The organism is Arthrobacter sp. MYb23 (assembly GCF_002979775.1).
Classification (GTDB): Bacteria; Actinomycetota; Actinomycetes; order Actinomycetales; family Micrococcaceae; genus Arthrobacter.
Window position 1 is genome coordinate 20,698 of sequence record NZ_PCPR01000018.1, and the last position, 24,849, is coordinate 45,546.

The window sequence follows — 24,849 nt, forward strand, 5'->3', positions numbered from 1 at the left end:
CCCAGCATCGGCGTCGCCATTTCCACCGGCTTTGCTTCCGCGCCCAGACCGGAACCACAGCCTTTAGCACCTCTGAAGGACCCCTGCAATGACATTCACCCTCGGACTTGACGTAGGCGGCACGAAGATTGCTGCAGTCGTCCTGGACCATAACGGCACCGTGGTAGACGACTCTGTGGTGCCGACCGACGGCCACGGCATCTCCGTGATCGCCCAGATCTGGAACCTTATCGACCAGAAGGCCAGCTCACACGCCCTGGGCGGTGTCGGCGTCGCCGTTCCCGGCAACGTCGATCCCAGCTCCGGCACCGTGATATCCGCGCCGAACATCCGCTGGGACCACGTCGATCTCCCGACCCTCATAGAACCGGCACTGCGCGGGTCAGCGGAAGTATCTGTCATCAATGACGCCAACGCCGCAGCATGGGCCGAGTATCGCTTCGGGGAACAGAATCCTGGTGACTCTTTCGCCATGATTACCGTTGGCACCGGCACCGGCACCGGCACCGGCATCGGCGGCGGTTTTGTCCTCAACGGCCGCCTCCTCAACGGGGCAACCGGGGCTGGCGGTGAAATCGGACATCTCACGCTCATCCCAGACGGAGAAGCGTGCAGCTGCGGTTCCAAGGGCTGCTGGGAACGTTACGCCAGCGGCAGTGCCCTCCATCGTGCTGCCGTACAGGCCGGATGGGGACCAGAAAAAGCCTCCCACCAACTCTTGGAATCCGTCGGCACGCGCCCGGAAGCAGAAAAGCTGGCAACCACTATCCAGCACCTCATCCGTGGCATGGGTCTGGTGGCAGGGGTTTTGGATCCCACAGTGATCGTCCTCGGCGGAGGATTGGGCACAGATCCCGTCTTCTTCGACTCCGAAGTCGCGTATTACCAGGAGCTGAGAATTACGCCGCCCCGTTCACGACCTCGACTGGGCAAGGCACACCTCGGCCCCCTGGCAGGGGCAATCGGAGCCGCTGACTTAGCCAGGCCTCATGCGCGGAATCGACAGTGCTGCCCTGCTGCTTCCGTGATGGTGAACCTCCATTTTGGGGCTCAGGCTCGGCAGGCACCACTTGGTCGCTCTGGCGTGGCCCGCCACCAGCGGGCACATCCCGGACCGGGAGGCGGCGCGACAGCGCTTCGGCGCCGACGCAGCACAGGCGCTCGGCGTCGCCGGCGTCCTAACCGTCGACTACCAGGGCACCACGCTCTACTGGTGGGCTTTCAACACCCGCCCGGACCTCACGCTGGCACACTGCAGAGCAGAAGCCAGGGAGGTTTGCTGGATGCAAGTGGGGCGGGCTCGATGAGGGTCACTTCCCATGCAGCTCAGCAGGTCAAGAAGTGCAATCCACGTTGAGCGTAGAGTTCAGGACCCATGCGGTAGCCTCGCCGGGAAGCTTTCCGTCACTGACCGGAATGCTGGCCAGTAGGACCTCTCCCGCCGGTAGTTCAACAGGGGATGTGCCGAAGTTGGCAATCGTGTGCCAGCCGCCAGGTCGCACGAAGTGCAGGACTTCGTCCCTGGATTTGAGCCATTCAAGGGACTCTTCTCCTTGTAGTCTGCGGCGTAAGGACAGTGCTGCCCTGTAAAGCGACAGAGTCGAGTCCGGGTCGGTACTTTGGACACTAACGGCGTAGTTGGCGAACCACTCTGGCTGAGGCAGATGCGCCCCGGCGGAACCGAAGCCATATGACGGTCCGTGCGGTTTCCATGGCAGCGGCACGCGGCATCCGTCACGGCCGACTTCGGTGGCGTTCCTATAGAAGATGGGGTCTTGACGGTCAGCTTGAGGGATTTGGCCGACCTCCTGCAGGCCCAGTTCTTCGCCCTGGTACAGATACGCCGAACCGGGAAGCGCGAACATAAGCAGTGATGCCGCTTTCGCCCTTCGCAAGCCCAATGCGGCATCCACCTCGGCCGGGTCGCCACCTGCGAACAGCCAATCAATCCCGTCCGTACCCTTTTCATTGCGGCGTCCCGTACCTTTGGGCAGCCCGTATCGGGTCGCGTGGCGGACCACATCGTGGTTGGAAAAAACCCAGGTGGAGGAAGCTCGAGTTTCCGCTGCAAACGCCAGATTGGTGGTGATGATCTTGCGGAATTGTGCGGCATCGAAGTCTGCCTTAAGGAGGTCAAAATTGAATGCCTGGCCAAGACCGTTCGGGGAGGCGTAGCGGGCCACGCGGTGCGCGGGAACCCACACTTCGGCTACCGCCATGCGGGGCGGGTTGTACTCGTTGAAGACCTTGCGCCAATCAGCGTAAATGGCGTGAACTTCGTCGCGGTCCCACAGCGGGTGCTCACCGTGTGCAAAGATTTCGTCCGGATCCGTGGTCCATGGACCCTCCTGTGCTGCGTCCATGTCCTTTTTCAGCCCGTGGGCCACGTCGACCCGGAAGCCATCGACACCGCGATCCGACCAGAATCGTAGGGTCCTCAGGAAGTCTTCGTGGACGTCGGAGTTGTCCCAGTTCAGGTCCGGTTGTTCTTTTGCGAAAAGATGGAAGTACCACTGGCCTGGCGTTCCGTCGGGTTCGGTGATGCGCTCCCACGCGCTGCCGCCGAAAAGTGAGGTCCACTCGTTGGGTGGCAGATCGCCCCGCTCCCCCTGTCCGTCTTGAAATATGTAGCGGTCTCGAGCAGGCGAACCTTTCGGTGCAGCGATGGCCTCCTCGAACCATTTATGGCGGTTCGATGTATGGTTCGGGACCACGTCTGTGATAATTCTGATTTCCGCTGTGTGCAGGGCGGCGACCATCTGATTGAAGTCCTCCAGCGTACCGATGCTGGGGTCCACGTCGCGGTAGTCATCAACGTCGTACCCGCCGTCAGCCAAGGCAGAGGGGTAGAAGGGACTTAGCCACACCGCCTCTACGCCGAGCTCTTTCAGATAGGGCACGCGGTTCGTGATTCCCGGAAGGTCTCCGATTCCGTCACCGTTGGAATCAGCAAAGCTGCGTGGGTAGATCTGGTAGACGGATGCTTGACGCCACCAGTCGGCGTCCTTCTTCTCTAGCGTCGGCGCAGCCTGGGCGGAAGTCTGGTTGTCGATCATTGAGTTCTTTTAGTTCTTTCCTGAGGTTGGTTGGTTCGTTTAGTTGCCAGTGTGAGCTCGGGTCATCCCTTGACGCCTCCCGAGATCATGGCCTTCATGAACTGGCGCTGGAAGGCCAGGAACACAACGATCGTTGGCGCCATTATCAGCAGGGCTCCTGCGTTCAGGAGCACAACGTCGGTTGAATGGAGGCCTACGAAGTTCTGCAGGGCGCCGGCCATGGTCCTTTTGCTGGGGTCATCGATTAGGACGATGGCTTGAAGGAAGGTGTTCCACGTCCAGAGGAACAGCAGCAGGCACAGCGAAGAAACTGCCGGGACCGCCAGCGGAACTTGGATGCGGATGAAGGACTGCCATGCACCGGCGCCATCGATCGCGGCGGCCTCGGCGAGTTCTTTGGGCATGGTGAGGAAATGCGCGCGCATCCAGAAGACTGCGAAGGGCATAAACGAACCGATGAGTACAAGCATGAGGCCGAATTGGGTGTTGAGCAGTCCCATGTCCCTGATCTGATAGTAGATCGGTACTATGGTCGCCTCGCGGGGCAGCGTGAGACCCAGCAGGAGCAGGATGAATACGACGCTGCCGCCGGGAATTCTGAGCTGGCCAAGCCCGTAGCCGGCCATCGTTGCGATGAGCGCGGCTGCTGGAACGACGCCGAGGACAAGGACGATGCTGGAGACCAGCAACGGAGTTATGTCGGCCACTTTCCAGGCATCGATGAAATTGTGCCACTGGGGGTCTGCTGGCCATTCGATTCCGACAGGTACGGTGCCCTGTTCGTGGAGGGCGGCTGTGAACATGCTGGCTAGAGGTATCACGGAGAAAATGACGGCTATCGAGAGCAGCGCGAAGCCGGGAATTCGTTCTTTTATGGGTGCCTTCATGACTCAGTCCTCCGAACGGAACAGTCGTTGTAGCGGCAATACAACGATGAGAATCAAAGCAGTCAGTATCAGGGCAAGGGCCGAGGCCAGGCCGACCTGCGACTGGGTGAAACCGAGTTGGTAGACTTGCACCCCGGGGACCATTGTGGAGTAGCCCGGTCCACCCTGCGTGGACATAAAGATGATGTCGAAACTGGCCAACGCCGAGATCACCGTAACCGTCACGCAGACACCGATCTCCTGCTTGAGGCCGGGCAGTGTCACGGAGAGCAAAGTGCGGACGAAGCCGGCGCCGTCCAGTCGGGCTGCCTCGTAGATCGAGGCGTCAATTTTCCCGGTGCCGGACAGGAGCAGGATGGTGCAGAAACCGAGATTGATCCAGGTGCCGATTACTCCTACAGCAGGCAAGGACCAGGTGAAGTCTCCCAACCATGCCCGCGTCAGTCCGTCGAGACCTATCGCTGACAGCATCTGATTGGCAGTTCCGCTGGCTGAGAACATCCAGACCCAGGCGATCGCGGCCGCTGCACCGGGAATGATCTGCGGCAGGAAGAGGGCAGTCCGGGCGAATGTGCCCATTCCTTTGGATCTCAACTCCCGCAGGAGCGCTGCCATTAGCAACCCTCCGGATACTGGAAGGACGGTGAAGAAAATGATGAGGAAGAAAGCGTGCCCAATGCTGGCGAGCAACTGCGGGTCTGTCAGGACCCGCACATAGTTCTCGAAGCCGACGAAGGTCGCTACCGTGATGCCATTCCAGTCGTAAAACGAGTATTCGACAGCGGTCACCAACGGCTTGAGAACGAAAACACCGTAGAACAAAAGAGCTGGCAGGACGAACAACCATCCGCTCCATCTGTGCAGGAATGACTTCTTCTTAGGGGCCACCGTCCTCCGTGATGTTGTGGGGGCTGTAGAGCGCAAGGTAGTCACTTGCCCAGGTCCTGCTCGTACTGGGTCTGGACGGTTTTGAGCATGTCTTCAGGGGTGGTTCGGCCGTCAACGAGCAGTTGGATCTGTGCCGTCCACGCAGCGTTTGCACCGTTGCTGGCATTCTGGATGTACTGCACCTGCCCGTCGGCAAGGACGAGGTCCGCGAAAGCTTTCTGGACCTGCGTGGAAAGTGCACCATTACCTGTGGGCTGCTCGCCAGAACCACTGGGAGCAAAGCCGTTGTCCACAGCGATCTGCCGTGCCTCGGGTGAAGTGAGGAAGTTAAGGAACGCCGCGGCAGCATCTTTATTTTTTGATTTGGCTGGAATGCCGAAGTTGGAGGACGGGTCGGACATTGCCACGGCCTTGCCGTCAGCGGCGGGAGGGAGGGCGAACCCTACGTTTTCTCCCATCTGTTTCTGCAGCGCAGCCGAATCCCAGTTTCCCGAGGCGAAGAAGAGAGCCTCTCCGCGGGCGAAGCGGCCCATCGCGTCGCTTGCCTGGGTTCCGTTGGTGTCGCGGTTGATATAGCCCTTTGCGGCCCATTCAGAAATGGTCTTAGCCGCGGAGGTCGCATCAGGTGTGGCGATGGAGGCGCCTGGCTGCCCGAAAATCCATGAGTTCAGCTTGTCCTGGCCAACGGTGCGGTTGAGGGCGAATTGGAAACTGGTCGCCACCTGACCGTTTTGGTTCCCGGCGATGATTCCGGTGAGGTTGGCAGCTTTGGCCTTCTCGAGCGCGGTTTCGAATTCTTCGGGTGTCTTCGGCGCTTGGCTTAGGCCGAGACGAGAGAGAAGTTCCTTGTTGTAGTAGAAGCCGGTGACGGTGAAACCTGAGGCCACGGTGTACTGGGCGCCGGCTCCTCGTACGCCGTCCGGGGTCGACTTGTATTGCGCCAATTGACCGGCCGGAAGCTTCTCCCATTGGTATGCGGAGGCCCATGGGGTCAGATCGGTCAGGAGGCCGCTCTTCACTGTCTCGCCTAAGGCGCCGATTCGCGCAATGTCCGGAGGACTGTCCGAGGAGAGTACCCTCGGCGCGTTCACTGATTGCACATTGTCCGGGTCGAACCGGGCCGTGATGGTGACGTTCGGGTGTTTCTTGCGGAAGGCTGCGATCAGGGCGTCATCAATTGCCTTCAACCCTGCTCCATCGTAGAGAGTCAGCGAAATGGGGACCGAGCCTATCTCGGTGGATACGGTCGTCGGGCTGCTGCTCCCGGCGTTGGCTCCGTCGCTGCCGGGAGGGCTGCAGGCTGTAAGTGCTCCAGAAGTGAACGCTGCCGTGGCGGCAACTGCGATGGTCAGCAGACGCCGACGTGAGGTGCGGAATTCATTTTGGGTCATTGGGACTTTCCTCTGCTTTGAGGTTTCACTTCTCTTTCGGAAGCGCTTCCGAAATTGTTATCGGAAGCGCTTCCGAAGTCAAGGGGTAAGGCCGATAGGATGGCCGTATGACAAACCAGACGGCGCAGAGCTTGGCCGAAGTCGCTCGTTACGCCGGCGTTTCGCTCTCCACTGCGTCTCGCGCGCTCAACGACGCTTATGGCGTGTCGGCGGCAACCCGCATGAAGGTATTGGCCGCAGCCAGCGACCTCGATTATGTTGTTTCCCCAGATGCCAGCCGCCTCGCCCGCGGGACCATGGGGAGGGTCGCCGTCGTCGTGCCGCACATTGAACGCTGGTTTTTCGGGCAAATGGTCAGCGGTATCGAGCGGGTGTTGTCGGCTGCGGACCTGGATTTAATGCTGTACCACGTCGGCGATGCTGTGGACCGCCGCGACTTTCTTGCCAGGCTTCCCGCACGGAGAAAAGTCGATGCAGTCGTCGTTGTTGCATTTCCCGTGAATGAAGAGGACCGGGCACGGCTTGAACTGATCGGCGCGAAAATCATCGCAGCCGGAGGCCAGTCCGCCAGTTATCCTTACGTCTGCATCGACGACTACGAAGCGGGCCGGTTGGCTATGGACCATCTGCTTTCTCTCGGGCACCGGAGGATCGCAATGATCGCTGGGACGGACCCGGACCAACCTGGCTGGCCTGCCGTGTCAGGACGGACCCGAGCCTATGAGGAAGCCCTCCGGGAAACCGGGATCGAACCAGACCCATCGCTTACAAGAGTGGTGGACTGGGGACCGCTCAACGCCGCCAACGCAATGGAAGAGATCCTTGATTCGACACAAGAAACCCCAACGGCCGTCTTCACGCACAGTGATGAACTGGCTTTCGGTGCGTTGCGGACGCTGCGCAGACGAGGCCTTAGGGTCCCCGAAGACATTTCGCTGATCGGCATCGACAACCACCCAATGGCTGAAGTCCTCGAACTCACTACCGTTGCTCAAGACGTCAGTGAACAGGGCGCTGCAGCTGGACGGCTCGTCCTTAGAGCTCTGGCCGGCGAAGGATCTGCCGTGGCTGGGACCGGCGAAATTGCTCCGATCAAACTCGTTACACGGTCGAGCACGCGCAAGGTCTGACCAACCCGAAATCGATCGCCGATGAGCTGGTGTTGGGAGCCAATTTCCCGCAAAGAAAGTGTTGCCTTTGGCCGGGCTGAGGCCTCCTAGCTCCGGTTCAGGCCGGCTATGAGGCTCATGTGAAGATGCGAGCTTCGGCAGCTTCTTATGGCCTGCAATCAAGCCAGCGTTGACAGTTGCAAAACGCGACATGACGAGCCAGGGAGACGTTGAGAGCGGCCTTTGTGGAGACTATCCCGGCTACGGGTTTGAGGCGGGGGTCAGACCTCCGGACCTGCCGCCACGGTTCGATCTTCCGAGTCTTTGCGAGCCTGGGAAGAGTGCCAGGCTTACGCCCGCTATGCGCGTTGCCTGCTTTATGGAAAACAGTGCCGTTCTGGCTACCCGGCGGTCGCTCTGGTGTGAATTTTCGTCGACAACCAGTCGGACACTTTTTAGCGAGACTTCTTCTAGTTTCCCCTGACGAGAGTGAGAAAACCTTCAGCGGCAATCCGGGCAGCTGCTTCCAAACTGTCGTCGATGAGGATTTCGCCGATTCTGACGACGGATTGGATGGTAGGTACGTCGATGTTGAGGAGCTTGGCGAGCTCAAGCATTGGCGCAAATGTCGACTGCAGTTCGTGCGCGAGGAATCTGTGTCGGAAGGTAGCCGGAAGCCGAATGGGCTCGTACGAGGGGAACGCGTTGACCTTTTCACGGGAAGTTGTCCCGGTCATGCCGAGAGGTCCTTGCGTTCTGTCCATCAGCTCGAGGGCCGTGGCGAGCTTCAGGCCCAAGGCACCGCCGAGTCGTATCCGGTCTTCGTCAAGTGCGGTTAGGAGCCGGCCGACGCTATCCCCGAATCCTTCACGATAGAACCTGACGTCATCGCCTCGTTCGACACTCATGGCGTTGAGAATCATCGGCGGTACATGGACCAATGCGCCAACACTGGATAGCGCCACGCTGGGGCCGGGGACGAGAGACAGCTGGGGGAAGGTCGACAGGGCCAAGTACACGACGTGCGGGGGCGTTCCTGCGGCAAGGAAGCCCGCCACGACACTACTCTTTTCTGCTGTCACGGCCTCAGCGTTTCCTCCGACCAGGAAACCTCCGATGTGGAGAAGTTTGGCGGCGTCGAAGCCGAGTTTCGCGGCTGTCTGTGTGGCTTCCACGACGGCGGTAATGCCACCGCCGATCATGACGAGGAGCTCTGGTGCTGCATCCAAGAGAACGTTGCGGATGCCAGCCGCAGCGCTTTCGCCTTCGGCAAAGACCATGGCGACTTTCGGGCCGGTGGGGTTCAGCTCTGCCAAAGAATGCAGCGTGGCCGTCCGCTGCTCGCCCAAACACCTGAATGTGTGGTGGCCTGGATCCAGGGCAGTCCCCGAAAGGCTAACTTTGTGGTTTCGAGTGGCCAGCAGCAGAGCTGTTGCGGCGGCATTGGCCTCATCGGATCTGATCACGATGTTTGTCATCTGTTGTCTTTCTTCAGTTCGAAGTACTGGGACGACATCAGTCATACCGATCCAATGTCCGCCCTGAGAACTGTTCCCAGCGCGCCAGCCCCTCGGCCGAAAACCGAGTGGTTGGTGCACGCGCCGGGGACACTGCAACAGCGACGGGTGTACTCCGCGCCCTCTCAATGCGCGACGGTTGCGAACCTCGAGAGGCCGAATGTGCGCAGAGACTTGTGTCGTTCGCCGGTGAGAACTTCTTCGGCGACGACCTCTGCAAGGTGAGCCGAAAGGGTCACGCCACTGTGAGTGGCGACAGCGTAGATCGAGTGATTCTCGTCGACCCAGTCGGCGATGGTCAGTCCGTCTTCCGGGAGAACCCGGATGCCCAGGCTGACGTTCTCTGTCGCCACAGTGCGCAGTGCCGGATAGAGTTCCCGGGCGCGTTCGAGGAGGAGCGTAGGAACCGTCCAGACGCGGGGGTCATCCAGGTCCCATTTGCCGCCGGTGGGGTGGTCGGCAAAAGTGATGCCCCCATTGCGGGCTGGACGCATTGCGATGCCTTCTGCGCGGACGATATGCCTGATGCCGGAATCTACGGGCCCCGTGGTGCTGATGATGCCTATCCCGGCGTTCTTGGCGTCACCTCCGGCGCCGTTACCTGTTTGTTCGAGGGTCGGGAAGTCGATACCGGTTGTCGCGAGGATCGGGCGGATACCGTTGCCAGCGGCCAGAATGATGATGTCGGCGTCGTAGTGTCGGGTGGAACCGTCGGCAGTGGTGGTAGTCACCGTCTTTGAACCGAGGGCAGTCACTGTTTCGTACGGTTCAAAGCTCGCCCCCGCACTGATCGCGCGGTTGAGAAGGCTGGTGCACATCGTCGGTGTGTCTATCCACCCTTCCTTGGGGTAGAGCGCACCGCCGGCCAGACCTGGAGACTGAAGGTTTGGCTCCAACTCCCGCACGTCGTCGGCCGTAAGGAGCTTCACGTCGTAGCCGTTGGAGGTGAGCCTGGTGACCTTGAGTTCAAGGGCTTTCATCTCGTCGTCGTTCTGGGCGATTTGGAGGTTGCCGATTTGGTGGAACCATCGGCCGCCGCCGCGGGCCGCTGAGCGCTCGTGCGCTTGCAGTCCCAGTACGTTGAGTTCGCTGTACTCCGACGGTGTTTTGTCATTGGAGTTGACCCAGGCGAACGTGGCGGCGCTGGTGGCCGATCCAACCTCGGCTGCGTCAATCACGGTGACGGTTGCTCCACGGCGGGTCAGTTCATCCGCCAGGCAGCAGCCGATGATGCCTGCGCCGACGATGAGGACTTTTTGGTTCACGACGTATTAGCCTTTCTGGGCTGAAAGTGTTCCAACGGAGGCGAAGAACTTCCTTGCCCTCGCTGTCGATGGGTTGTGAAGGATGTCCCGTGGCGGGCCCTGTTCGATAATTCGTCCCGCGTCCATCATGATGACTTCGTCGGCTACATCTTCGGCGAACCGCATTTCGTGGGTCACGATGATCATGGTCGCCCCAAGGTCTGCCAGGCCTCGCATGACTCCCAGAACTTCGCTGACGAGTTCGGGGTCCAAGGCGCTGGTGGGTTCGTCGAAGAGCAGCACTTTGGGTTCCATGGCCAAGGCTCGGGCGATAGCGACACGTTGTTGTTGGCCACCGGAGAGTTCGTTGGGATAGTGGTCCATCCGGTTTCCCAGTCCCACTTGCTCGAGAACGCGGCGACCGATCTCCTGCGCTGCCCGTTTCTTCAGGCCTTTGACCAGCATCGGGGCGATGGTGACGTTCTCCAGCGCTGTGTAGTGGGGAAAGAGGTTGAAGTGCTGGAAGACCATGCCGAAGTTGAGGGTTTGCTTGCGTGCCACTGACTTAGCGACGGGTACACGGTGACCGTTGCGGACTTCGTGGCCGATCATGTGGCCTTCGAAGAAGACGGCGCCGTCGTTGATTTCTTCCATCATGTTGATGGTTCGCAGCAGTGTGCTTTTGCCGGAACCCGAGGGTCCGACCAGACAGGTTACTGACCCCGCCGTGATGTTAAGGCTTACGTCATCAACTGCCCGTAGTTCGCCGAAGTGTTTGCTGACTCCAACGAGTTGGAGCAATGGGGTTGTGGTTTTGGTGTCAGTTGTCATGTCGTGCCCGCCTTACAGATCTTCCTTGGCCGCGTTTTCCAGCGCTGCCTTGGGGCTTCCCTGGTTTCGTCGGGCGAATCCCCGGCCGAAGCGCTTCTCGAGTCGTGCCTGGCCGAACATCGCGATGCTGGTGAGCACGAGGTACCAGATCACGGCCACCATCAGGAGCGGTATGGTTTCGAAGTTCCGGGCATAGATGGTCTGGACGGTGGTCAGCAGTTCTGTGTAGCCAATGACCGAGACCAGCGACGTGCTCTTGAAGATGGTGATGACGTCGTTGGCCAGCGACGGGATGATCACGCGGATCAGTTGTGGTCCGAGGATCTTTTGGTAGGCCTTGAAGGGCGGCAGACCGAGGGATTTGCAGGCCTCGAACTGCCCGGACGGCAAGGCGAGGATGCCTCCGCGGAAGATTTCTGCAGAGTACGCGCCGAGGTAGATCGACAAACCGATGATCGCTGCGCTGAACCGTGAGATGACATCGTTGGTCGGCACTTCGGCGAAGCTGGGCCCGAACGGGATACCGATGCCCAACGTTGGAACCAAGGCTCCGAAGAAGAACACCACGAGCAACATGACCAGCGGAGGCATGGCGCGCATCAGCCAGATATACAGAACTGCGAAGGTCCGCAGCACCACCAGGGAGGACATCCGGGCCCATGCCGTGATGACACCGAGGATGAGGCCGAAGAAGGTGGTCAGCAGGGTCAAGTAGATGGTGTTCAGCAGCCCGTTCATGATCACTTGGCTGAACAAGTAGGAGAAGACGACGTCCCATTTCCAGTTTTCGTTGAAGACGAAGAACTGGATCAGAGTCAGGCCTAAGTAGATGGCCACCCCAATACTGACCCATTGCGCGATCCCGAAGCGGGGCCTGATTTTCAGGGCCGCCAGATCCTTCTGTGTACGGAGGTCGGCCGGTAGGCCCGACTTCCGGCGCGTCAGTAGGCTGGACATGTCACTTGCCTCCGAGCTTGTTGGTGCTGTTGACATTCATGTCCGGAATACCGAAGTCCTGCAGGCCCCACTTTTCGAGGAGGGAATGGTAGGTTCCGTCCTCGACGAGCTTGAGCAGGGCGGTACGTAGAGCGTCCCGAAGTTCGGGGTTGTCCTTGTTGATACCGATCCCGAGCACGCTCTTCTGTTCGGTGTAGACGATCTTGAAAAGTCCCGGTTCGCTTTTGACGTTGTACAGCATCTGCGGGAGGTCTCCCCAGAAGGCGTCAGCTTCGCCGCTCTTGACCGAGAGGATTCCCGCCCCGGGTGAGGGATAGCCGCTGATTTCAAGTTTCGGCTGTCCCTTTGCCTCACATTCCAGGGCAATCTTCTCGAGGTTGCCCTGTTGTGAGGATCCGCGGCCGTAACCGACGTTCAAGCCGCACAGCTGCTCTGTGGTCAGTTGGTCCTGTTTCTGGCTGGTCGGAGCAAGAATTGCCGTACCGTTTTTCAGGTAATCAATGAAATCAATCTTTCCCTGGCGTTCAACGAAGTCGCCCACGGAGGCAATGGCGTCATAACGCTTGGCCTCCAAGCCTGGCACCATTGCGTCGAAGGTGCCTTCCTGGAATTCAACTTCCGTTCCCAGGACCTTGGCCGCTGCCCGCAGCAGTTCGGGGTTCAGGCCAGTGATCTTGCCGTCGCTGTCAATGAACTTCACCGGTGCCACATCTGCGTTGATGGATACCGTGAAGCTTCCCTTCTTTTTGATCTCGTCGGGGAGCATGGCGGCGATGGCGTCGTCCTTCTGCACAGCGGCGATGACGTCTGCGTTGGCGGACGGCTGGGTGGCCGCGCCGTCGGTGGGGTTGGCGCAAGCGCTGAGCCCCATGAGCCCTACCACGGTGGACAGGGCCAGGATTGTTACTCTTTTCATTCGGTCTCTCCTGGACTTTAAAGTTGGCGCCCACGAATAGTGTCGTGGGCAGTTAGTGACTCTGGTCGGAGTATTCGACGTAGAACTCGAGCGCGTCAGGCTTCAGGTAGTAGGCCGCCGACTCGGCAATTTGGCCGTTTGGCTGCCACATGAGCCTGCGACGGCGAAGGACAGCGACGCCTGCGTCAATGCCCAACAGGTCCGCGTGACGCTGCTCCAGCAGGATCGGGTCAAAGTACATCCTCGATCGGGCGATGGCGACGTCCTTGTTCGAGAAGTAGGCCCTGATGGAGACTCCCTCGAGTCCGTCTTCCAACAGCCGGGGTGCCAGGTTGAAAGGGATAGCAGATACTTCGATGACGATCGGGGTATCGTCAACGTCGTGGCGCACCCGCACCAGCTGGATGACCGGATCCTCATCCTCGAGGCCCGGCACATCCACCTCTGCACTACCCGCGGACACGACCCCGGCAGAAACAACCACCATGCGTCCTGGCAGCCCCGCGCTTTCGATCCTTGGGTCCAGTGAACGCAGCAGGTTCACTTGCCGGGCACCTTCGGCCACGTGGGTGCCAAGCCTCTTGCGCCGCACCACGAGTCCCGCTTGCGCCAGATCGTTCAAGACCCGCTGGGCCACGGAACGGCTGACGCCGTGCTCCGACTGCAACTCCGCCTCCGTGGGCATCCTCGCCCCGGGCGCTAGCTCTCCGGAGTGGATCCGGGATTCAAGGCCCGATCGAATTTTCTGATGCAGAGGGGTGTTCATGAATTGACCGTACATTTAATCAAATGACCGGTCAATAGTTTTCTGACAAAATTTGTATGCCACGTCACACGGAGTCTGTCCAGCTGAGGGCATGGCTGTATCAGCAAACGGCGGGGCAGCATCTGTAGTAGCTGCTGTCTCCAGGTCCGCCTGAGGCAGGGGCTACAAGCAGAAGAGCGATCAGCGCCGCTCTTACTGCGGAGGCTGAGCCATTTCAAACCGCTCGGATACAATTTCCGGCGCCACTTCCCCCGTGCCTCGTTGGACCAAATGGCTGGGGAGAATGATGGTTCGTGCCGGCAAGTCCGGCTGGGCAATCCTGTCGATGGCGAGTTTGGCCGCTTGCCTACCGACCTCTTCGGGGTCCCGGACAAGCGCACTGACGCTCAGTCCGGCGGAGAGTTCGCTTTCGTCGAGGGCAATGAAAGCCAGTTTCCGGTTATTCTCCAGACGGTCCAACAGCACCCCAGTGCTGATGCCGAGGTTCAGAGCCAGGACAGCAGTGGGTGGCGAAGGAAGATCCATCAGATGGGCCATTGCCGAACGCGCCTGGGCTGAGGTGATGAGATTGTCAACCACCAGCTCCGGATCCTCCCCCAGACCTCGTTTTGCCAAGGCCATCCTGTACCCACTCAGGCGCTGCGTTGCACGGAAGGAGCTACTTTGCCCAGCCAGGGCGGCTATTCTGCGGTGGCCAAGGTCGAGCAGCTGATTGGTTGCCTCTTCGACGCCGCGGTCGTCGTCGGTCATGACCACATCCGCATCGAGGCCGCCGGCGGGCCGGCCGACGAGAATGACGGGCGTGCCGAAGAGATGGCCGGGGTTGAGGAATTCCCGCTCCTCGCCGTCAGGCATCACCATGAGAGCACTGACCCTGCGGTCGATCATGGCCCGTGCCAGTTCGGGCTCGCGGGAAGGGTCCTCGTCCGTGGAGCCGATGAGGAGCTGCAGCCCGGCGTTTCGCAGTTCCTTTTCGGCACCCGCGGCGACACCAGCCTGATACATGTTGGTGAACGTGGACATGACAAGGCCGACCGCTCCGGTCCGGTTCCCATGGCGTAGATCTCTTGCCATGGGATTGGGCCGATAGCCCAGTTGCTCGACGGCCGCCATGACCCTGTCCCGCGTTTCCGGGATGACTTTCTCCGAGTCTTGCAGAACCCTGGTCACGGTTGCGGTACTGACGCCGGCAAGCACGGCAACATCCTTGACCGTGACGCGGTGTTGCTCAATCCCTGCCATTCCAGCCCCCTCAATGCCTGATGTTTCTCCTAGTGTAATCGTCGACATCAAATTCCATGTAATCGTTGACATCGGATTCTCAGTGGCCTAATACTGATGATGTTGACGTTTACATTGATCTAGGGAGAGCAAATGTCCTTTCGGACAGGTACTGAGTCCGGCACCGTGGCCGACGAATCAGCGACGGCGGAACGACCATGAGGGCCACTCTGACTGACGGCCGTCTTGGTGCCCGCCCCTCACCTGCTTTGGTGGAGCACGTGAACGGACTCGAGCTAACAGACGAGCTGGCCGGTGCTGAGGAATACGTCCTGATGGACATTGCCCACGCGCTGATGCTCACAAATCAGAAGATCTTCACGCCAGAGCATGGGCGGTCACTCGTGTCGGCGCTGCTGGCGCTCCTGGACGAAGGTCCGGGCAAGGTCCTTGCCGGAGATCCGGAAATTGGGACCATCACGTTGCAGATCGAGCGATACCTGGAGGATCAGTGCGGACCGGGTGGCTTGGACATCCAGCGGGCCCGCAGCCGCATCGACCAAAAGGCAACCGGCTGGCGGCTGATTAACCGCAAGGCGTTCCTTACCGTCCTGGCCGGGCTTGTGGAGCTCGGCGAGACTCTGCTGGACGCCGCTGAACGCTACGACAGCGTCCTGATCCCGGGGTACACCCATTTGCAGCATTCCCAACCGACCACCTTGGGGCATTACTTCAACGCCCACTACTGGTCGGTGGCCCGCAACCTCAGCCGTCTTGAGCAGGCCTATGAACGTCTCAATGAAAGCCCACTCGGGGGCGCTGCTTACAGCGGGACGTCCTGGCCCATCGACCGCGAAGCCACGGCCTCATATCTGGGATTCGACCGAACCATCCCGAACGCGCGCGACGCCGGCGCTGCCGCGACCGACGTCGGAGCTGAATTAGCCGCAACCCTGGGACTGGCGCTCTCGGGCATCAGCAGGCTCGCCTCGGACCTTTACTACTGGTCCTCCACAGAAGTCGGGCTGGTTCGGATCCATCCGTCCCTGTGCGGAACCTCCAGCATGATGCCCCAAAAGCGGAACCCGATGGTATTCGAGCGCATTCGGGGATTGGCCGGCAGTGCCGTGGGGTGGAGTGCCAGCCAGCTGGGCGTGATGCACACGTCCACATCTACTGACGTGGACCAGTGCTATGTGCACAACTTGATCCCCGGCTACTGCCAGGAGACAACCGGAGCCATCACACTTCTGACGGAAGCCGTCGCGACTTTGGAGGTGAACGTCGAAGGGATGCGGCGCTCCGCAGGACGGCATTGGTCCACGGCCAGTGCCCTCGCCGACGACCTTGCCCTTACCCATGGATTGAGCTTCCGGCCAGCCCACGACGTCGTGGCCCGGTTTGTCACAGCCCACGAGACCTCTGAAACGGAAGAGGGCAGCCTGCGTCCCGAACTTGCAGAAGCCCCGCTTCGGCAATACAGCCAGGAACAAATCGCGGCGGTACTTGATCCGGCCTCCTTCGTCGAAAGCCGCATCAGCTCGGGCGGGACGTCCAGCGCCAGGCGAAAGGAATTGGCTGCAGAAGCCGAATCTGACCTCCGAACGCACCGGAAATCCGTCGATGCCACTATTGCCCGGGCCCGGGAGGCTCGTGAAGGGCTCCTTCGAGAGGCGGCCGCTCTGGTTGGAGCCACTCCACACTGATTACCCCCTGGCCACGGGCCGCGAGCCCAAAACCACAGACACCCAAGTCGATACGACCTCGTAAAGCCCTCAAAGAAGAAGGAAGATCCTCATGTTTTCAGTGCTATCTCCTCAACGAAACCGGCGGCGTTTGGCCGCCCTCACTGTTGCTGCGGCGCTAGGTATCACCATCGCCGGCTGCGGTAGCGGCGGCCCTTCGCAAACCAGCGGCGCCACTGCCACCATGTGGTCTCTCACCAGCGGCGACCAGCCCGTCATCAAGGACGCAGTCGCACAGTGGAATGAGAAGAACCCCGACAGGAAGATCACGGTCGAATTCTTCGCCTCAGACGCCTACAAGGCGAAGATCCGCACCGCCGTCGGTGCTGGCCAAGCCCCGACCCTGATTTTCAACTGGACCGGCGGCGTTCTGCAGTCCTACGTCGACAACAAGGCCGTCGAAGACCTCAGCGACCTCGTCAAGGAAAAACCAGATGTTGCTGATCGGTACCTGCCCAGCGTCCTTCAGAACGGGGTCATTGACGGCAAAACGTACGCCTTGCCGATGAACAAAGTGAACCCGGCAACCATGTACTTCAACAAAGACCTCTTGGACAAGGCCGGCATTGAGCCGCCAAAGACCTGGGACGACATCATGGCTGCCGTCCCCAAGCTCAAGGCCATCGGCGTCGCCCCGTTCGCACTCGGCGGGCAAACGAAATGGCCGGAACTGATCTGGCTTGAGTTCCTCGTCGACCGCGAAGGTGGATCCGGGGTATGGGAACGCATCCAAAAGGGCGAACCAGACGCGTGGTCAGATCCTGCCGTGCTCGATGCGCTGAAGAAGATTCAGCAACTCGTCGACGCCGGCGGATTCCAGGACAGCTTCGCTTCCACGGCGTCCAACTCCGGGTCGGAACTGGCCCTGCTCTATACGGGCAAGGCCGCCATGTGCCTGCAACTCTCGTCGCAATTCCAAGCCATCAAACAAGGCTCGCCGGACTTCATTGCCAACGACAAGCTCGGTTACGCACCATTCCCCACGATTGACGGCGGCAAGGGTGACCCCTCGTACACGGTCGGCTCCCCCGCCAACTTCTTCTCCGTCTCATCGACCGCCTCCGAGGCGCAGAAGAAGACCGCCAAAGACTTCCTTGCCAGCGGACTGTTCAATGACTCCTACACCGAGGGCATCATCAAGACAGGTGCAGTACCGCCGCTGAAGGGCGTCGACAGCAAGCTCGGCACAGCCCCTGACAGCGAGTTTCTCAAATACACCTACGACCAGGCAGCGAACGCCTCCACGTTCCAGTTCTCCTGGGACCAAGCCGTGGACCCGTCACTGGCAGATACCCTACTGACCCACCTGTCCCAGGTATTCCTGAAGCAGGAAACCCCCGAGCAATTCGTTGACGCCATGAACGCTGCGAGCAAGAAATGAGCGCCCCAACACTGACGCGAACCAGGAAACCAGGCGTCAAGAGCATCGATGGCACCAGGGCATCACTGGCGTGGCTGACCGTTCCGGCGCTGGTGTTCTTCGTGGCCTTCGCCATCATCCCGCTCGGCGGAGTTATCGTCCTGAGCTTCATGCACTGGGACGGAATCGGTGAAATCAGCTGGGCAGGCTTCACCAATTGGGCATCCGTACTCTCTGACCCCTTGACCGGCGGATCACTGTGGACCACTGTCAAAGTCATCCTCATCAGCTGCGCCATCCAGATCCCCATCAGTCTGCTCCTCGGAGTCTTCACGGCTGGATTCCAACGCTACCGGGCAGTCCTTTCGGTCCTCTTCTTCGTCCCGATCCTGCTGTCCTCGGCCGCTGTCGCCCTGACCTTCACAGCACTGCTGGACCCCAACTTCGGGTTGAGCGGAGCGATTCCCATCGAAGCATTGAAGCAAGACTGGCTCGGCAACCCCGACCTGGCACTCGCCGTCGTGGTCTTCGTCCTGTCATGGCAACACATTCCGTTCCACGTCCTGGTCTACCAAGGCGGTGTACGGCAGATCCCACAGTCCCTCTACGAAGCGGCAAGCATCGACGGAGCCAACGTGGTCCAGCAATTCTTCACCATCACCGTTCCGCAGCTGAAGTACACCTTCATCACCTCAACAACACTGATGGTTGTCGGCACGCTGACCTACTTTGACCTCATCTTCGTCCTGACCGGCGGAGGCCCCGGCCACGCGACCACCGTACTGCCACTCTTCATGTACCTCGAAGGCTTCCGTGCCAACGACATGGGCGGAGCCAGTGTGCTCGGCGTGATCCTGGCCGTCTTCGGCCTCGGACTTGCCCTCCTCATTCAACGACTCGGTGGCAAGAACCGCCAAGCAAGCCAACTGGAAGGTGCCTGATGAGCCTCCGAACAGCATCAGCCCCGCGGGCAACGACGGGACCCTCCGCAAAAGCACCCCTTCGAAAGACGCGAAAGAAGCTCAACGTACCGGCCGGCGTCGCTGGGTTCCTCTGGCTCGCCGTCGTCATCCTGCCGATCTACTACGTCGTCATCACCAGCTTCAAAGACCAGCAAGGCTTCTTCGCATCCAACCCTTTCCTTCCCGCGGAAAAACCGACACTGGCGAACTACCAGCTCGTTCTCGAAAACGACTTCTTCCGCTACCTGGCCAACAGCCTGATCGTCACCGCCGGCGCGGTCTTGCCAGCGGTACTTATCTCCTTCATGGCCGCCTACGCCATCGTCCGCGGCAGCGGACGGCTGCTCACCGGGGTCAGCCGCCTCTTCCTACTCGGGCTGGCCATTCCTCTTCAGGCAACGATCATCCCGATCTACTGGGGCATCACCAAGCTATACCTCTACGACAGCTTGCTGGCACTCATCCTGCCTGGGATCGCCTTCGCTGTTCCCGTCTCGGTACTCATCCTGGCCAACTTCCTCCGGGACGTACCCAACGAGCTCTTTGAATCCATGCGACTTGACGGTTGCTCGGACTGGTCCATGATGTGGCGCCTCGCATTTCCCCTGATCCGCCCCGCAATCGTCACCATAGCCATCTACAACGCCCTCAATGTGTGGAACAGCTTCCTCTTCCCGCTGATCCTGACCCAAAGCGCAGAAAACCGCGTCCTTCCGCTATCGCTCTGGGCCTTCCAAGGTGAATTCACCATCAATACCCCGGCGATCCTCGCTGCGGTCGTACTATCCGCACTCCCCCTCGTCTTCGTGTATGTCGTGGGGCGCCGCCAGCTCGTCGCTGGCCTCACGGCCGGATTCAGCAAGTAACTGCCAGAGTGCGTCCGGCAGGTCTTCAGCGAGAACACAGGACATCCCGCAGCCCCACCGCCCGCAGAACACGGCTGGCAACAGCAGGCCACGACAGGGCTGACCAGCGGCCTTCCACCTCCACGGTGGAAGGCCGCTTTTTTGCCTTGCGGCGATAGTGCTGGAGTGCCCTGTGACGGATAGGACCGAACTGCCCGCATTTTTGGGCGTTTCGGCATCTCCAACGAGCCATTTGTACCTAGGAGACTGACACTCCCGGGACAGAGGCTTAAAGGACAGCAATATTGCCCTACCAAGGAGATCGAAGTGACTACTTACAATCTGGCCCTGATCGGTTTCGGAGGCGTCAACCGCGCCCTGGCGGAACTCATTCGCGATGAACCGCAGCGCTTCGCTTCCCTTGGATTTGAGCTCCGCGTTGTGGCCATCACCGACCTTGCCTTTGGCTCACTCGTCCAGGGCGACGGCATCGACCTTGCCGCTGTTCTGGCCATGCCGCGCGGATCCTCTTTCGACGGGCTCCCGGGCGGCAGCTCCGACCCCCGCAACGAAGATGTCATCAAAAACAGCCCCGCCGACATCGTCGTCGAAGCGACTTTCACAAGCCCGGTCGACGGCGAACCGGCAGTTTCGCACGTGAAGTGGGCCATCGAATCCGGCAAGCACGTGGTGACCACCAACAAGGGACCTGTGGCACTCCGAGGCCCTGAGCTGAGCAAACTGGCCGCAAACAACGGCGTCCGCTTCGAATACGAAGGCGCCGTCATGAGCGGCACACCCGTGATCCGCCTGGCACACAAGATGCTCGGCGGCTTGGAACTGAACGCTGTGCAGGGCATCCTGAACGGCACCAGCAACTACGTCCTGGGCCGGATGGAAGCTGGCCTGCGCCTGGACGAGGCCATCGCCGAAGCCCAGGACCTCGGCTACGCCGAAGCTGACCCCACCGCGGACATCGGCGGTTCCGACGTCCGGCTGAAGGTGGCCATCCTTGCTAACGAACTGCTCGATGCCACCATCGATCCCGGTGATGTGGACACCACCGGCATTCAGGACATCAAGGGTGATGACGTCGCCCAGGCCCTGGCCAACGGCCTCCGCTGGAAACTGATCGGCGAAGCCCGGCGCGAGAGTGATGGGAGCATCGTTGCCAGTGTCCAGCCCATGGCCCTTGAAGCCGATCACCCACTCGCCGGCATTTCCGGTGCCACCAACGCCGTCTCCTTCACCACCGACCTGCTCGGGGCCGTCACCGTCTCCGGTCCGGGTGCTGGTCGCGTCGAGACCGCGTACGCCCTCATTTCCGACATCATTGCCGTCGACGAATTCGTCAAAGGAGCCGTCCGTGCCTGAAACAGCCATCGCCGAGACCATCAGCGAAGCCACCGTCAATCAACTGGTGGTGCGCAACAAGTTTGACGGCACCGTCCTGGCCACTTTGGACCAGTGCTCCGAGGCGGACGTCCGCGTGGAGCTCATCCGCGCGGCGGCGTCCGCTCCCGCAGCGGCCGCCATGCCGCGTCACGAGCGCGGCCGGATTTTGGACACCGCCGCCGACCTGCTCCAAGAACGGTCCCAAAAAGTCGCGGAACTGATCGTCGCCGAAGCCGGCAAGACCATCAAGCAGGCCCGCAAGGAAGTCTCCCGCGCGGTGAACACCCTCAAACTCTCGGCAGCGGAAACGCGTCGCAATGTCGGAGAAGTCGTTCCGTTCGACTCGTTCGCCGGTTCTGAAAACCGGCAGGGGTGGTTCACCCGGGAACCGCTGGGACTTATCGCGGCCATCACGCCGTACAACGACGCCTTAAACTTGGTGGCCCACAAGCTCGGCCCGGCGATCGCCGGTGGCAACACCGTCATCCTCAAGCCGTCCCAGCTGACACCCCTGACAGCCATCCTCCTGGTTGACCTGCTCCGTGAGGCCGGCCTGCCCGCGGAGTTCGTCACCGTTGTCTTGGGCGATCGCACGATCGCCCAGACCATCATTTCCTCCAAACTGGTCCGCATGGTCTCCTTCACCGGAGGCTTCGCAACCGGCAGGGCGATCGCGGCGAACGCCGGCCTCAAGCGCCTGTCCATGGAACTCGGCGGCAACGCACCCGTCATTGTCTTCGAGGACGCCGACCTTCCTGGCGCCGTCGAAGCCTGTGTCTCCGGTTCCTTCTGGGCAGCGGGACAGAACTGCATTGGCGCCCAGCGGATCCTTGTCCAAGAATCTGTCTTTGATGCGTTTGTGCAGGACTTCGTCGCCCAAACCACTGCTTTGAAGTCCGGTGACCCGAGCAACGAACAAACCGATGTGGGGCCCATGATCAGCAACGCCTCCGCCGCCGAAGCGAAACGGAAGATCGATGAGGCTGTGGCCGCCGGGGCGCAACTTCTCGCGGGCGGAGACCTGAACGGGCCGGTCCTCACACCCGCTGTCCTCACCGCGGTGCCCCGCAACTGCGAAGCCTGGAGCGAGGAACTGTTCGCCCCCGTGGTTTTGGTGGAATCGTTTGACACCGCCGATGAAGCCATCGAACTGGCCAACGACAGCGAATACGCCCTGCAGGCCGGCGTCTTCACCAAGGACCTGGGCCGCGCCCTGGCCACTGCCAAGGCCATTGATGCAGGCGGAGTGATGATCAACGATTCTTCCGACTACCGGCATGACGCCATGCCCTTCGGCGGTTCCAAGTACGGCAGCATGGGCCGCGAAGGCGTCCACTTCGCCTACGAAGAAATGACCCAGCCCAAAGTCATCGCGATCACCACATGAACACAGGAGTAAGAATCGAACAGGACAGCCTGGGCTCCATCGCTGTCCCGAAATCCGCACTGTGGGGAATCCACACCGAACGGGCCATCCTCAACTTCCCCATCAGCGGCATCCAGCTCGGATCCCACCAGCACCTTGTCCGCGCCCTCGCGTTGGTTAAGAAGGCGGCGGCGCTGACCAACACCGAGCTGGGCCTCATCCCGGCAGACATTGGCCACGCCATCGCTGCAGCGTGCGACACCGTGGCCTCCGGCGAGGTTGACCACGCCTTCCCGGTGGACGTTATCCAAGGCGGCGCCGGAACATCCACCAACATGAACGCCAACGAGGTCATCGCAAACCTCGCCTTGGAAGCCCTGGGTCACCCCCGCGGCACCTACGATCTGGTGGACCCCATCGGGCACGTCAACAAGTGCCAGTCCACCAATGACGTCTACCCGACGGCGGTGCGCCTGGCTCTGGTGCTCGCGCTGGAGGATCTCTTGGAACGCCTGGCCCTGCTTTCGGCGGCGTTCGCCGAGCGCGGGCAGGCGTTTGCGGACATCCCCAAGGTTGGCCGCACGCAACTGCAGGACGCTGTGCCGATGACCCTAGGACAGGAGTTCACCGCCTTCTCCGTCACGCTGGAAGAAGACCAACGCCGGCTACGCGAAGCGGCTGCCCTGTTGCTCGAGTGCAGTTTGGGTGCCACGGCGATCGGTACCGGCATCACCGCCGACCCCTTGTATGTTGAGCGCGTCATCGACAAACTTTCCGCCGTGAGCGGGATCCAGCTGGTCCGCGCCCATGACTTCGTCGAAGCCACCTGGGACACCGGTGCGTTCATGACGTTCTCAGGCGCGCTCAAACGAACAGCCATCAAGCTCTCCAAAATTTGCAGTGACCTGCGGCTACTCTCGAGCGGACCGCAAACAGGACTCGCGGAGATCCGGCTGCCCCCGCGCCAGGCGGGCTCTTCGATCATGCCCGGCAAGGTCAACCCCGTGATCCCGGAGGTCGTCAACCAGATTGCGTTCTTCGTGGCCGGGGCCGACCTCACCGTCACCATGGCTGCCGACAATGGACAGCTTCAACTCAACGCGTTCGAACCGGTCATCGCTCACGCCCTGCTGCAATCACTGAGCTGGCTGACCAACGGGACCGATGTGCTGCGGGACCTTTGCGTCGAGGGCATTGAAGCAAACGAGGCTTTACTGCGCTCCCGTGCAAGGGCTTCCACGGCACAGGCCACATCGTTGCTCCCGCTGCTGGGCTACACCGTGGCAGCAGAACTCGCGCACCGCGCCCTTGTTTCAGGGCAAAGTGTTATGGACCTCGCCGTGACCGAAGGGCTGCTCCTGCCTGAACAGCTCGAGACGCTCATGGGCGCCTGATACAGGCAACAAGCCGTCGGGGCGCACGCCCGCCTGCAGGAGATCCGGCGTTGCGGAACTAATCGTTTCCGCAGCGCCGGATTTCTTTAAGCATTGAGATCGTAGGGCTATTGTCGCAACTGCCTGTCGATCACAGTCGTTAAGGACAGGGCCGTGGTGATGTCACGGACCCCGGGAAATTCTGAGACCTGCCGCCAAATTTCCTGGATCCTTGCTGCATCAGGTGCTTCCACCCTGGCGATCAGGTCAAGCTCACCGCTCACCACGTCGCAGGTGATAATTTCCGGAATGGCCTGTAAGCCTGCAATGACGTCACCGCCCCTCATCCTGTCGTGGCGCTGAATCAGAAGCACTGCGTTGACAGCAGGCGTCCCATCTCCCACTGATTCCCGGATGGTGTAACCGTTGATGAAGCCATCCCGTTCCAGACGTTCGACGCGCTGTCTCACAGCATTACGGGAAAGCATCACCATCTCGCCGAGTTGGGCCAAGCTGATGCGGGCGTTTCGCCGAAGTTCGGCAAGAATCTGCGCGTCTATCTCATCGCGTGGATTCTTTGGCATGGGCGCTCCTGAGTGATGGGGTTTGAACGTGTGTTTGGGCGATTCCGCGCAAGGCATCAATGACAACGGTTACAGCCCTGTGGACCACCCGTTCGCGTCGGACCAGCATGTCCACGTGACGAACTGTTTGCACGCCTTCGGAGCGGGCGAAGGACCCCATCCTGCGAGGCGGGAATACTGACGGTATGCCGGGGCAACAAGGCCAAGTGCCCACCTTCGGAGACCATGGCAGCGGCCGTACTGAAGTCATTGATTCTGTGCACAACCCGCATTGGGTACCCGGCCGCAGCAGCTACGGCGTCGAGCATGTCCGTCGGCGAGAAACCAGCATGGGTGGAAATCCACGTGGTCCCGACCAGGTCTGCCGGTTTCAGAGAAGCCTTTCCCTGGGCCATGGCCAGCGTGGCTGGAGTTGGTACGGATCCATAAGCCTTAC

General features: G+C 60.7%; 22 protein-coding genes. 9 read left to right on the forward strand and 13 right to left on the reverse strand.

Annotation, left to right across the window (positions count from 1 at the left end; all coding sequences use genetic code 11):
* The first annotated feature begins 88 nt into the window (after positions 1–88).
* Complete coding sequence (locus CQ020_RS16905; protein WP_105692908.1) at positions 89–1,357, forward strand: ROK family protein; 1,269 nt, start codon at positions 89–91, stop codon at positions 1,355–1,357.
* Here the strand turns inward: CQ020_RS16905 and CQ020_RS16910 are convergent.
* The 4 genes from CQ020_RS16910 to CQ020_RS16925 all read right to left on the reverse strand — a co-directional run bounded on the left by CQ020_RS16910 (position 1,335) and on the right by CQ020_RS16925 (position 6,222).
* A complete protein-coding gene (locus tag CQ020_RS16910) occupies positions 1,335–3,056 on the reverse strand; it encodes a glycoside hydrolase family 13 protein (protein WP_105692909.1) in 1,722 nt (573 codons plus the stop codon). The two genes, CQ020_RS16905 and CQ020_RS16910, sit on opposite strands and share 23 nt — an antisense overlap.
* Positions 3,057–3,118: 62 nt before the next feature.
* Positions 3,119–3,943 (reverse strand): carbohydrate ABC transporter permease, encoded by an 825-nt coding sequence (locus CQ020_RS16915; protein WP_105692910.1) that lies wholly within the window; start codon positions 3,941–3,943, stop codon positions 3,119–3,121.
* Positions 3,944–3,946: 3 nt separating this feature from the next.
* Positions 3,947–4,876: a carbohydrate ABC transporter permease gene (locus CQ020_RS16920; RefSeq protein WP_105692911.1), complete on the reverse strand. Its 930-nt coding sequence runs from the start codon at positions 4,874–4,876 to the stop codon at positions 3,947–3,949.
* Entirely contained in the window at positions 4,873–6,222 is a 1,350-nt protein-coding gene (locus CQ020_RS16925; RefSeq protein ID WP_105692912.1) for an ABC transporter substrate-binding protein, read from the reverse strand. The genes CQ020_RS16920 and CQ020_RS16925 overlap by 4 nt, the downstream gene beginning before the upstream one ends.
* 107 nt (positions 6,223–6,329) lie before the next feature.
* Between CQ020_RS16925 and CQ020_RS16930 the strand changes: the two genes are divergently transcribed.
* Complete coding sequence (locus CQ020_RS16930; RefSeq protein ID WP_105692913.1) at positions 6,330–7,352, forward strand: LacI family DNA-binding transcriptional regulator; 1,023 nt, start codon at positions 6,330–6,332, stop codon at positions 7,350–7,352.
* A 449-nt stretch (positions 7,353–7,801) separates the two neighbouring features.
* Here the strand turns inward: CQ020_RS16930 and CQ020_RS16935 are convergent, their stop codons facing one another.
* From CQ020_RS16935 to CQ020_RS16965, 7 genes are all read right to left on the reverse strand, one after another.
* The gene (locus CQ020_RS16935; protein ID WP_181151920.1) at positions 7,802–8,809 is read right to left on the reverse strand and encodes an NAD/NADP octopine/nopaline dehydrogenase family protein; all 1,008 of its coding nucleotides are present in this window, start codon (positions 8,807–8,809) and stop codon (positions 7,802–7,804) included.
* A 164-nt stretch (positions 8,810–8,973) separates the two neighbouring features.
* Positions 8,974–10,113: an FAD-binding oxidoreductase gene (locus tag CQ020_RS16940; protein ID WP_105692915.1), complete on the reverse strand. Its 1,140-nt coding sequence runs from the start codon at positions 10,111–10,113 to the stop codon at positions 8,974–8,976.
* A 6-nt stretch (positions 10,114–10,119) separates the two neighbouring features.
* Positions 10,120–10,923: an amino acid ABC transporter ATP-binding protein gene (locus CQ020_RS16945; RefSeq protein ID WP_105692916.1), complete on the reverse strand. Its 804-nt coding sequence runs from the start codon at positions 10,921–10,923 to the stop codon at positions 10,120–10,122.
* 12 nt (positions 10,924–10,935) lie between these two features.
* A complete protein-coding gene (locus tag CQ020_RS16950; protein ID WP_181151921.1) occupies positions 10,936–11,880 on the reverse strand; it encodes an amino acid ABC transporter permease in 945 nt (314 codons plus the stop codon).
* A gap of 1 nt (position 11,881) precedes the next feature.
* Positions 11,882–12,796, reverse strand: coding sequence for an ABC transporter substrate-binding protein (locus CQ020_RS16955; protein ID WP_105692918.1), 915 nt, complete (start codon positions 12,794–12,796; stop codon positions 11,882–11,884).
* Between the two features lie 52 nt (positions 12,797–12,848).
* Positions 12,849–13,562, reverse strand: coding sequence for a GntR family transcriptional regulator (locus CQ020_RS16960; protein ID WP_105692975.1), 714 nt, complete (start codon positions 13,560–13,562; stop codon positions 12,849–12,851).
* Between the two features lie 192 nt (positions 13,563–13,754).
* Complete coding sequence (locus CQ020_RS16965) at positions 13,755–14,804, reverse strand: LacI family DNA-binding transcriptional regulator (RefSeq protein ID WP_181151922.1); 1,050 nt, start codon at positions 14,802–14,804, stop codon at positions 13,755–13,757.
* Positions 14,805–15,001: 197 nt separating this feature from the next.
* On the opposite strand from CQ020_RS16965, the gene argH reads away from it, so the two are divergent.
* From argH to CQ020_RS17000, 7 genes are all read left to right on the forward strand, one after another.
* Positions 15,002–16,489 (forward strand): argininosuccinate lyase, encoded by a 1,488-nt coding sequence (gene argH / locus CQ020_RS16970; RefSeq protein WP_105692920.1) that lies wholly within the window; start codon positions 15,002–15,004, stop codon positions 16,487–16,489.
* A gap of 91 nt (positions 16,490–16,580) precedes the next feature.
* Entirely contained in the window at positions 16,581–17,909 is a 1,329-nt protein-coding gene (locus tag CQ020_RS16975; protein ID WP_105692921.1) for an ABC transporter substrate-binding protein, read from the forward strand.
* Complete coding sequence (locus CQ020_RS16980) at positions 17,906–18,829, forward strand: carbohydrate ABC transporter permease (protein ID WP_105692922.1); 924 nt, start codon at positions 17,906–17,908, stop codon at positions 18,827–18,829. The genes CQ020_RS16975 and CQ020_RS16980 overlap by 4 nt, the downstream gene beginning before the upstream one ends.
* A complete protein-coding gene (locus CQ020_RS16985) occupies positions 18,829–19,716 on the forward strand; it encodes a carbohydrate ABC transporter permease (RefSeq protein ID WP_105692923.1) in 888 nt (295 codons plus the stop codon). Before CQ020_RS16980 ends, CQ020_RS16985 begins: the two co-directional genes overlap by 1 nt.
* Before the next feature lie 306 nt (positions 19,717–20,022).
* Positions 20,023–21,069, forward strand: a complete 1,047-nt coding sequence (locus CQ020_RS16990) for a homoserine dehydrogenase (RefSeq protein WP_105692924.1) — start codon at positions 20,023–20,025, stop codon at positions 21,067–21,069.
* The gene (locus CQ020_RS16995; protein ID WP_105692925.1) at positions 21,062–22,477 is read left to right on the forward strand and encodes an aldehyde dehydrogenase family protein; all 1,416 of its coding nucleotides are present in this window, start codon (positions 21,062–21,064) and stop codon (positions 22,475–22,477) included. Before CQ020_RS16990 ends, CQ020_RS16995 begins: the two co-directional genes overlap by 8 nt.
* Complete coding sequence (locus CQ020_RS17000; RefSeq protein WP_105692926.1) at positions 22,474–23,850, forward strand: aspartate ammonia-lyase; 1,377 nt, start codon at positions 22,474–22,476, stop codon at positions 23,848–23,850. Before CQ020_RS16995 ends, CQ020_RS17000 begins: the two co-directional genes overlap by 4 nt.
* Positions 23,851–23,957: 107 nt before the next feature.
* Here CQ020_RS17000 and CQ020_RS17005 read toward each other — a convergent pair whose 3' ends face one another.
* On the reverse strand, positions 23,958–24,413 hold the full coding sequence (locus CQ020_RS17005; protein WP_105692927.1) for an Lrp/AsnC family transcriptional regulator: 456 nt from the start codon (positions 24,411–24,413) through the stop codon (positions 23,958–23,960).
* Between the two features lie 56 nt (positions 24,414–24,469).
* Positions 24,470–24,808 carry a LysR family transcriptional regulator substrate-binding protein gene (locus CQ020_RS24790; RefSeq protein ID WP_105692928.1) on the reverse strand — a complete coding sequence of 113 codons (339 nt, stop codon included), beginning with the start codon at positions 24,806–24,808 and terminating at the stop codon, positions 24,470–24,472.
* Between the last annotated feature and the right edge of the window lie 41 nt (positions 24,809–24,849).

Excerpts from the sequence above, each read along its gene's own strand:
- CQ020_RS16905 (WP_105692908.1), top strand. The coding sequence starts at position 89 with ATGACATTCACCCTCGGACTTGACGTAGGCGGCACGAAGATTGCTGCA.
- CQ020_RS16910 (WP_105692909.1), bottom strand. The coding sequence starts at position 3,056 with ATGATCGACAACCAGACTTCCGCCCAGGCTGCGCCGACGCTAGAGAAG.
- CQ020_RS16915 (WP_105692910.1), bottom strand. The coding sequence starts at position 3,943 with ATGAAGGCACCCATAAAAGAACGAATTCCCGGCTTCGCGCTGCTCTCG.
- CQ020_RS16925 (WP_105692912.1), bottom strand. The coding sequence starts at position 6,222 with ATGACCCAAAATGAATTCCGCACCTCACGTCGGCGTCTGCTGACCATC.
- CQ020_RS16930 (WP_105692913.1), top strand. The coding sequence starts at position 6,330 with ATGACAAACCAGACGGCGCAGAGCTTGGCCGAAGTCGCTCGTTACGCC.
- CQ020_RS16935 (WP_181151920.1), bottom strand. The coding sequence starts at position 8,809 with ATGACAAACATCGTGATCAGATCCGATGAGGCCAATGCCGCCGCAACA.
- CQ020_RS16945 (WP_105692916.1), bottom strand. The coding sequence starts at position 10,923 with ATGACAACTGACACCAAAACCACAACCCCATTGCTCCAACTCGTTGGA.
- CQ020_RS16950 (WP_181151921.1), bottom strand. The coding sequence starts at position 11,880 with ATGTCCAGCCTACTGACGCGCCGGAAGTCGGGCCTACCGGCCGACCTC.
- CQ020_RS16955 (WP_105692918.1), bottom strand. The coding sequence starts at position 12,796 with ATGAAAAGAGTAACAATCCTGGCCCTGTCCACCGTGGTAGGGCTCATG.
- CQ020_RS16960 (WP_105692975.1), bottom strand. The coding sequence starts at position 13,562 with ATGAACACCCCTCTGCATCAGAAAATTCGATCGGGCCTTGAATCCCGG.
- CQ020_RS16965 (WP_181151922.1), bottom strand. The coding sequence starts at position 14,804 with ATGGCAGGGATTGAGCAACACCGCGTCACGGTCAAGGATGTTGCCGTG.
- argH (WP_105692920.1), top strand. The coding sequence starts at position 15,002 with ATGAGGGCCACTCTGACTGACGGCCGTCTTGGTGCCCGCCCCTCACCT.
- CQ020_RS16975 (WP_105692921.1), top strand. The coding sequence starts at position 16,581 with ATGTTTTCAGTGCTATCTCCTCAACGAAACCGGCGGCGTTTGGCCGCC.
- CQ020_RS16980 (WP_105692922.1), top strand. The coding sequence starts at position 17,906 with ATGAGCGCCCCAACACTGACGCGAACCAGGAAACCAGGCGTCAAGAGC.
- CQ020_RS16985 (WP_105692923.1), top strand. The coding sequence starts at position 18,829 with ATGAGCCTCCGAACAGCATCAGCCCCGCGGGCAACGACGGGACCCTCC.
- CQ020_RS17000 (WP_105692926.1), top strand. The coding sequence starts at position 22,474 with ATGAACACAGGAGTAAGAATCGAACAGGACAGCCTGGGCTCCATCGCT.
- CQ020_RS17005 (WP_105692927.1), bottom strand. The coding sequence starts at position 24,413 with ATGCCAAAGAATCCACGCGATGAGATAGACGCGCAGATTCTTGCCGAA.
- CQ020_RS24790 (WP_105692928.1), bottom strand. The coding sequence starts at position 24,808 with ATGGCCCAGGGAAAGGCTTCTCTGAAACCGGCAGACCTGGTCGGGACC.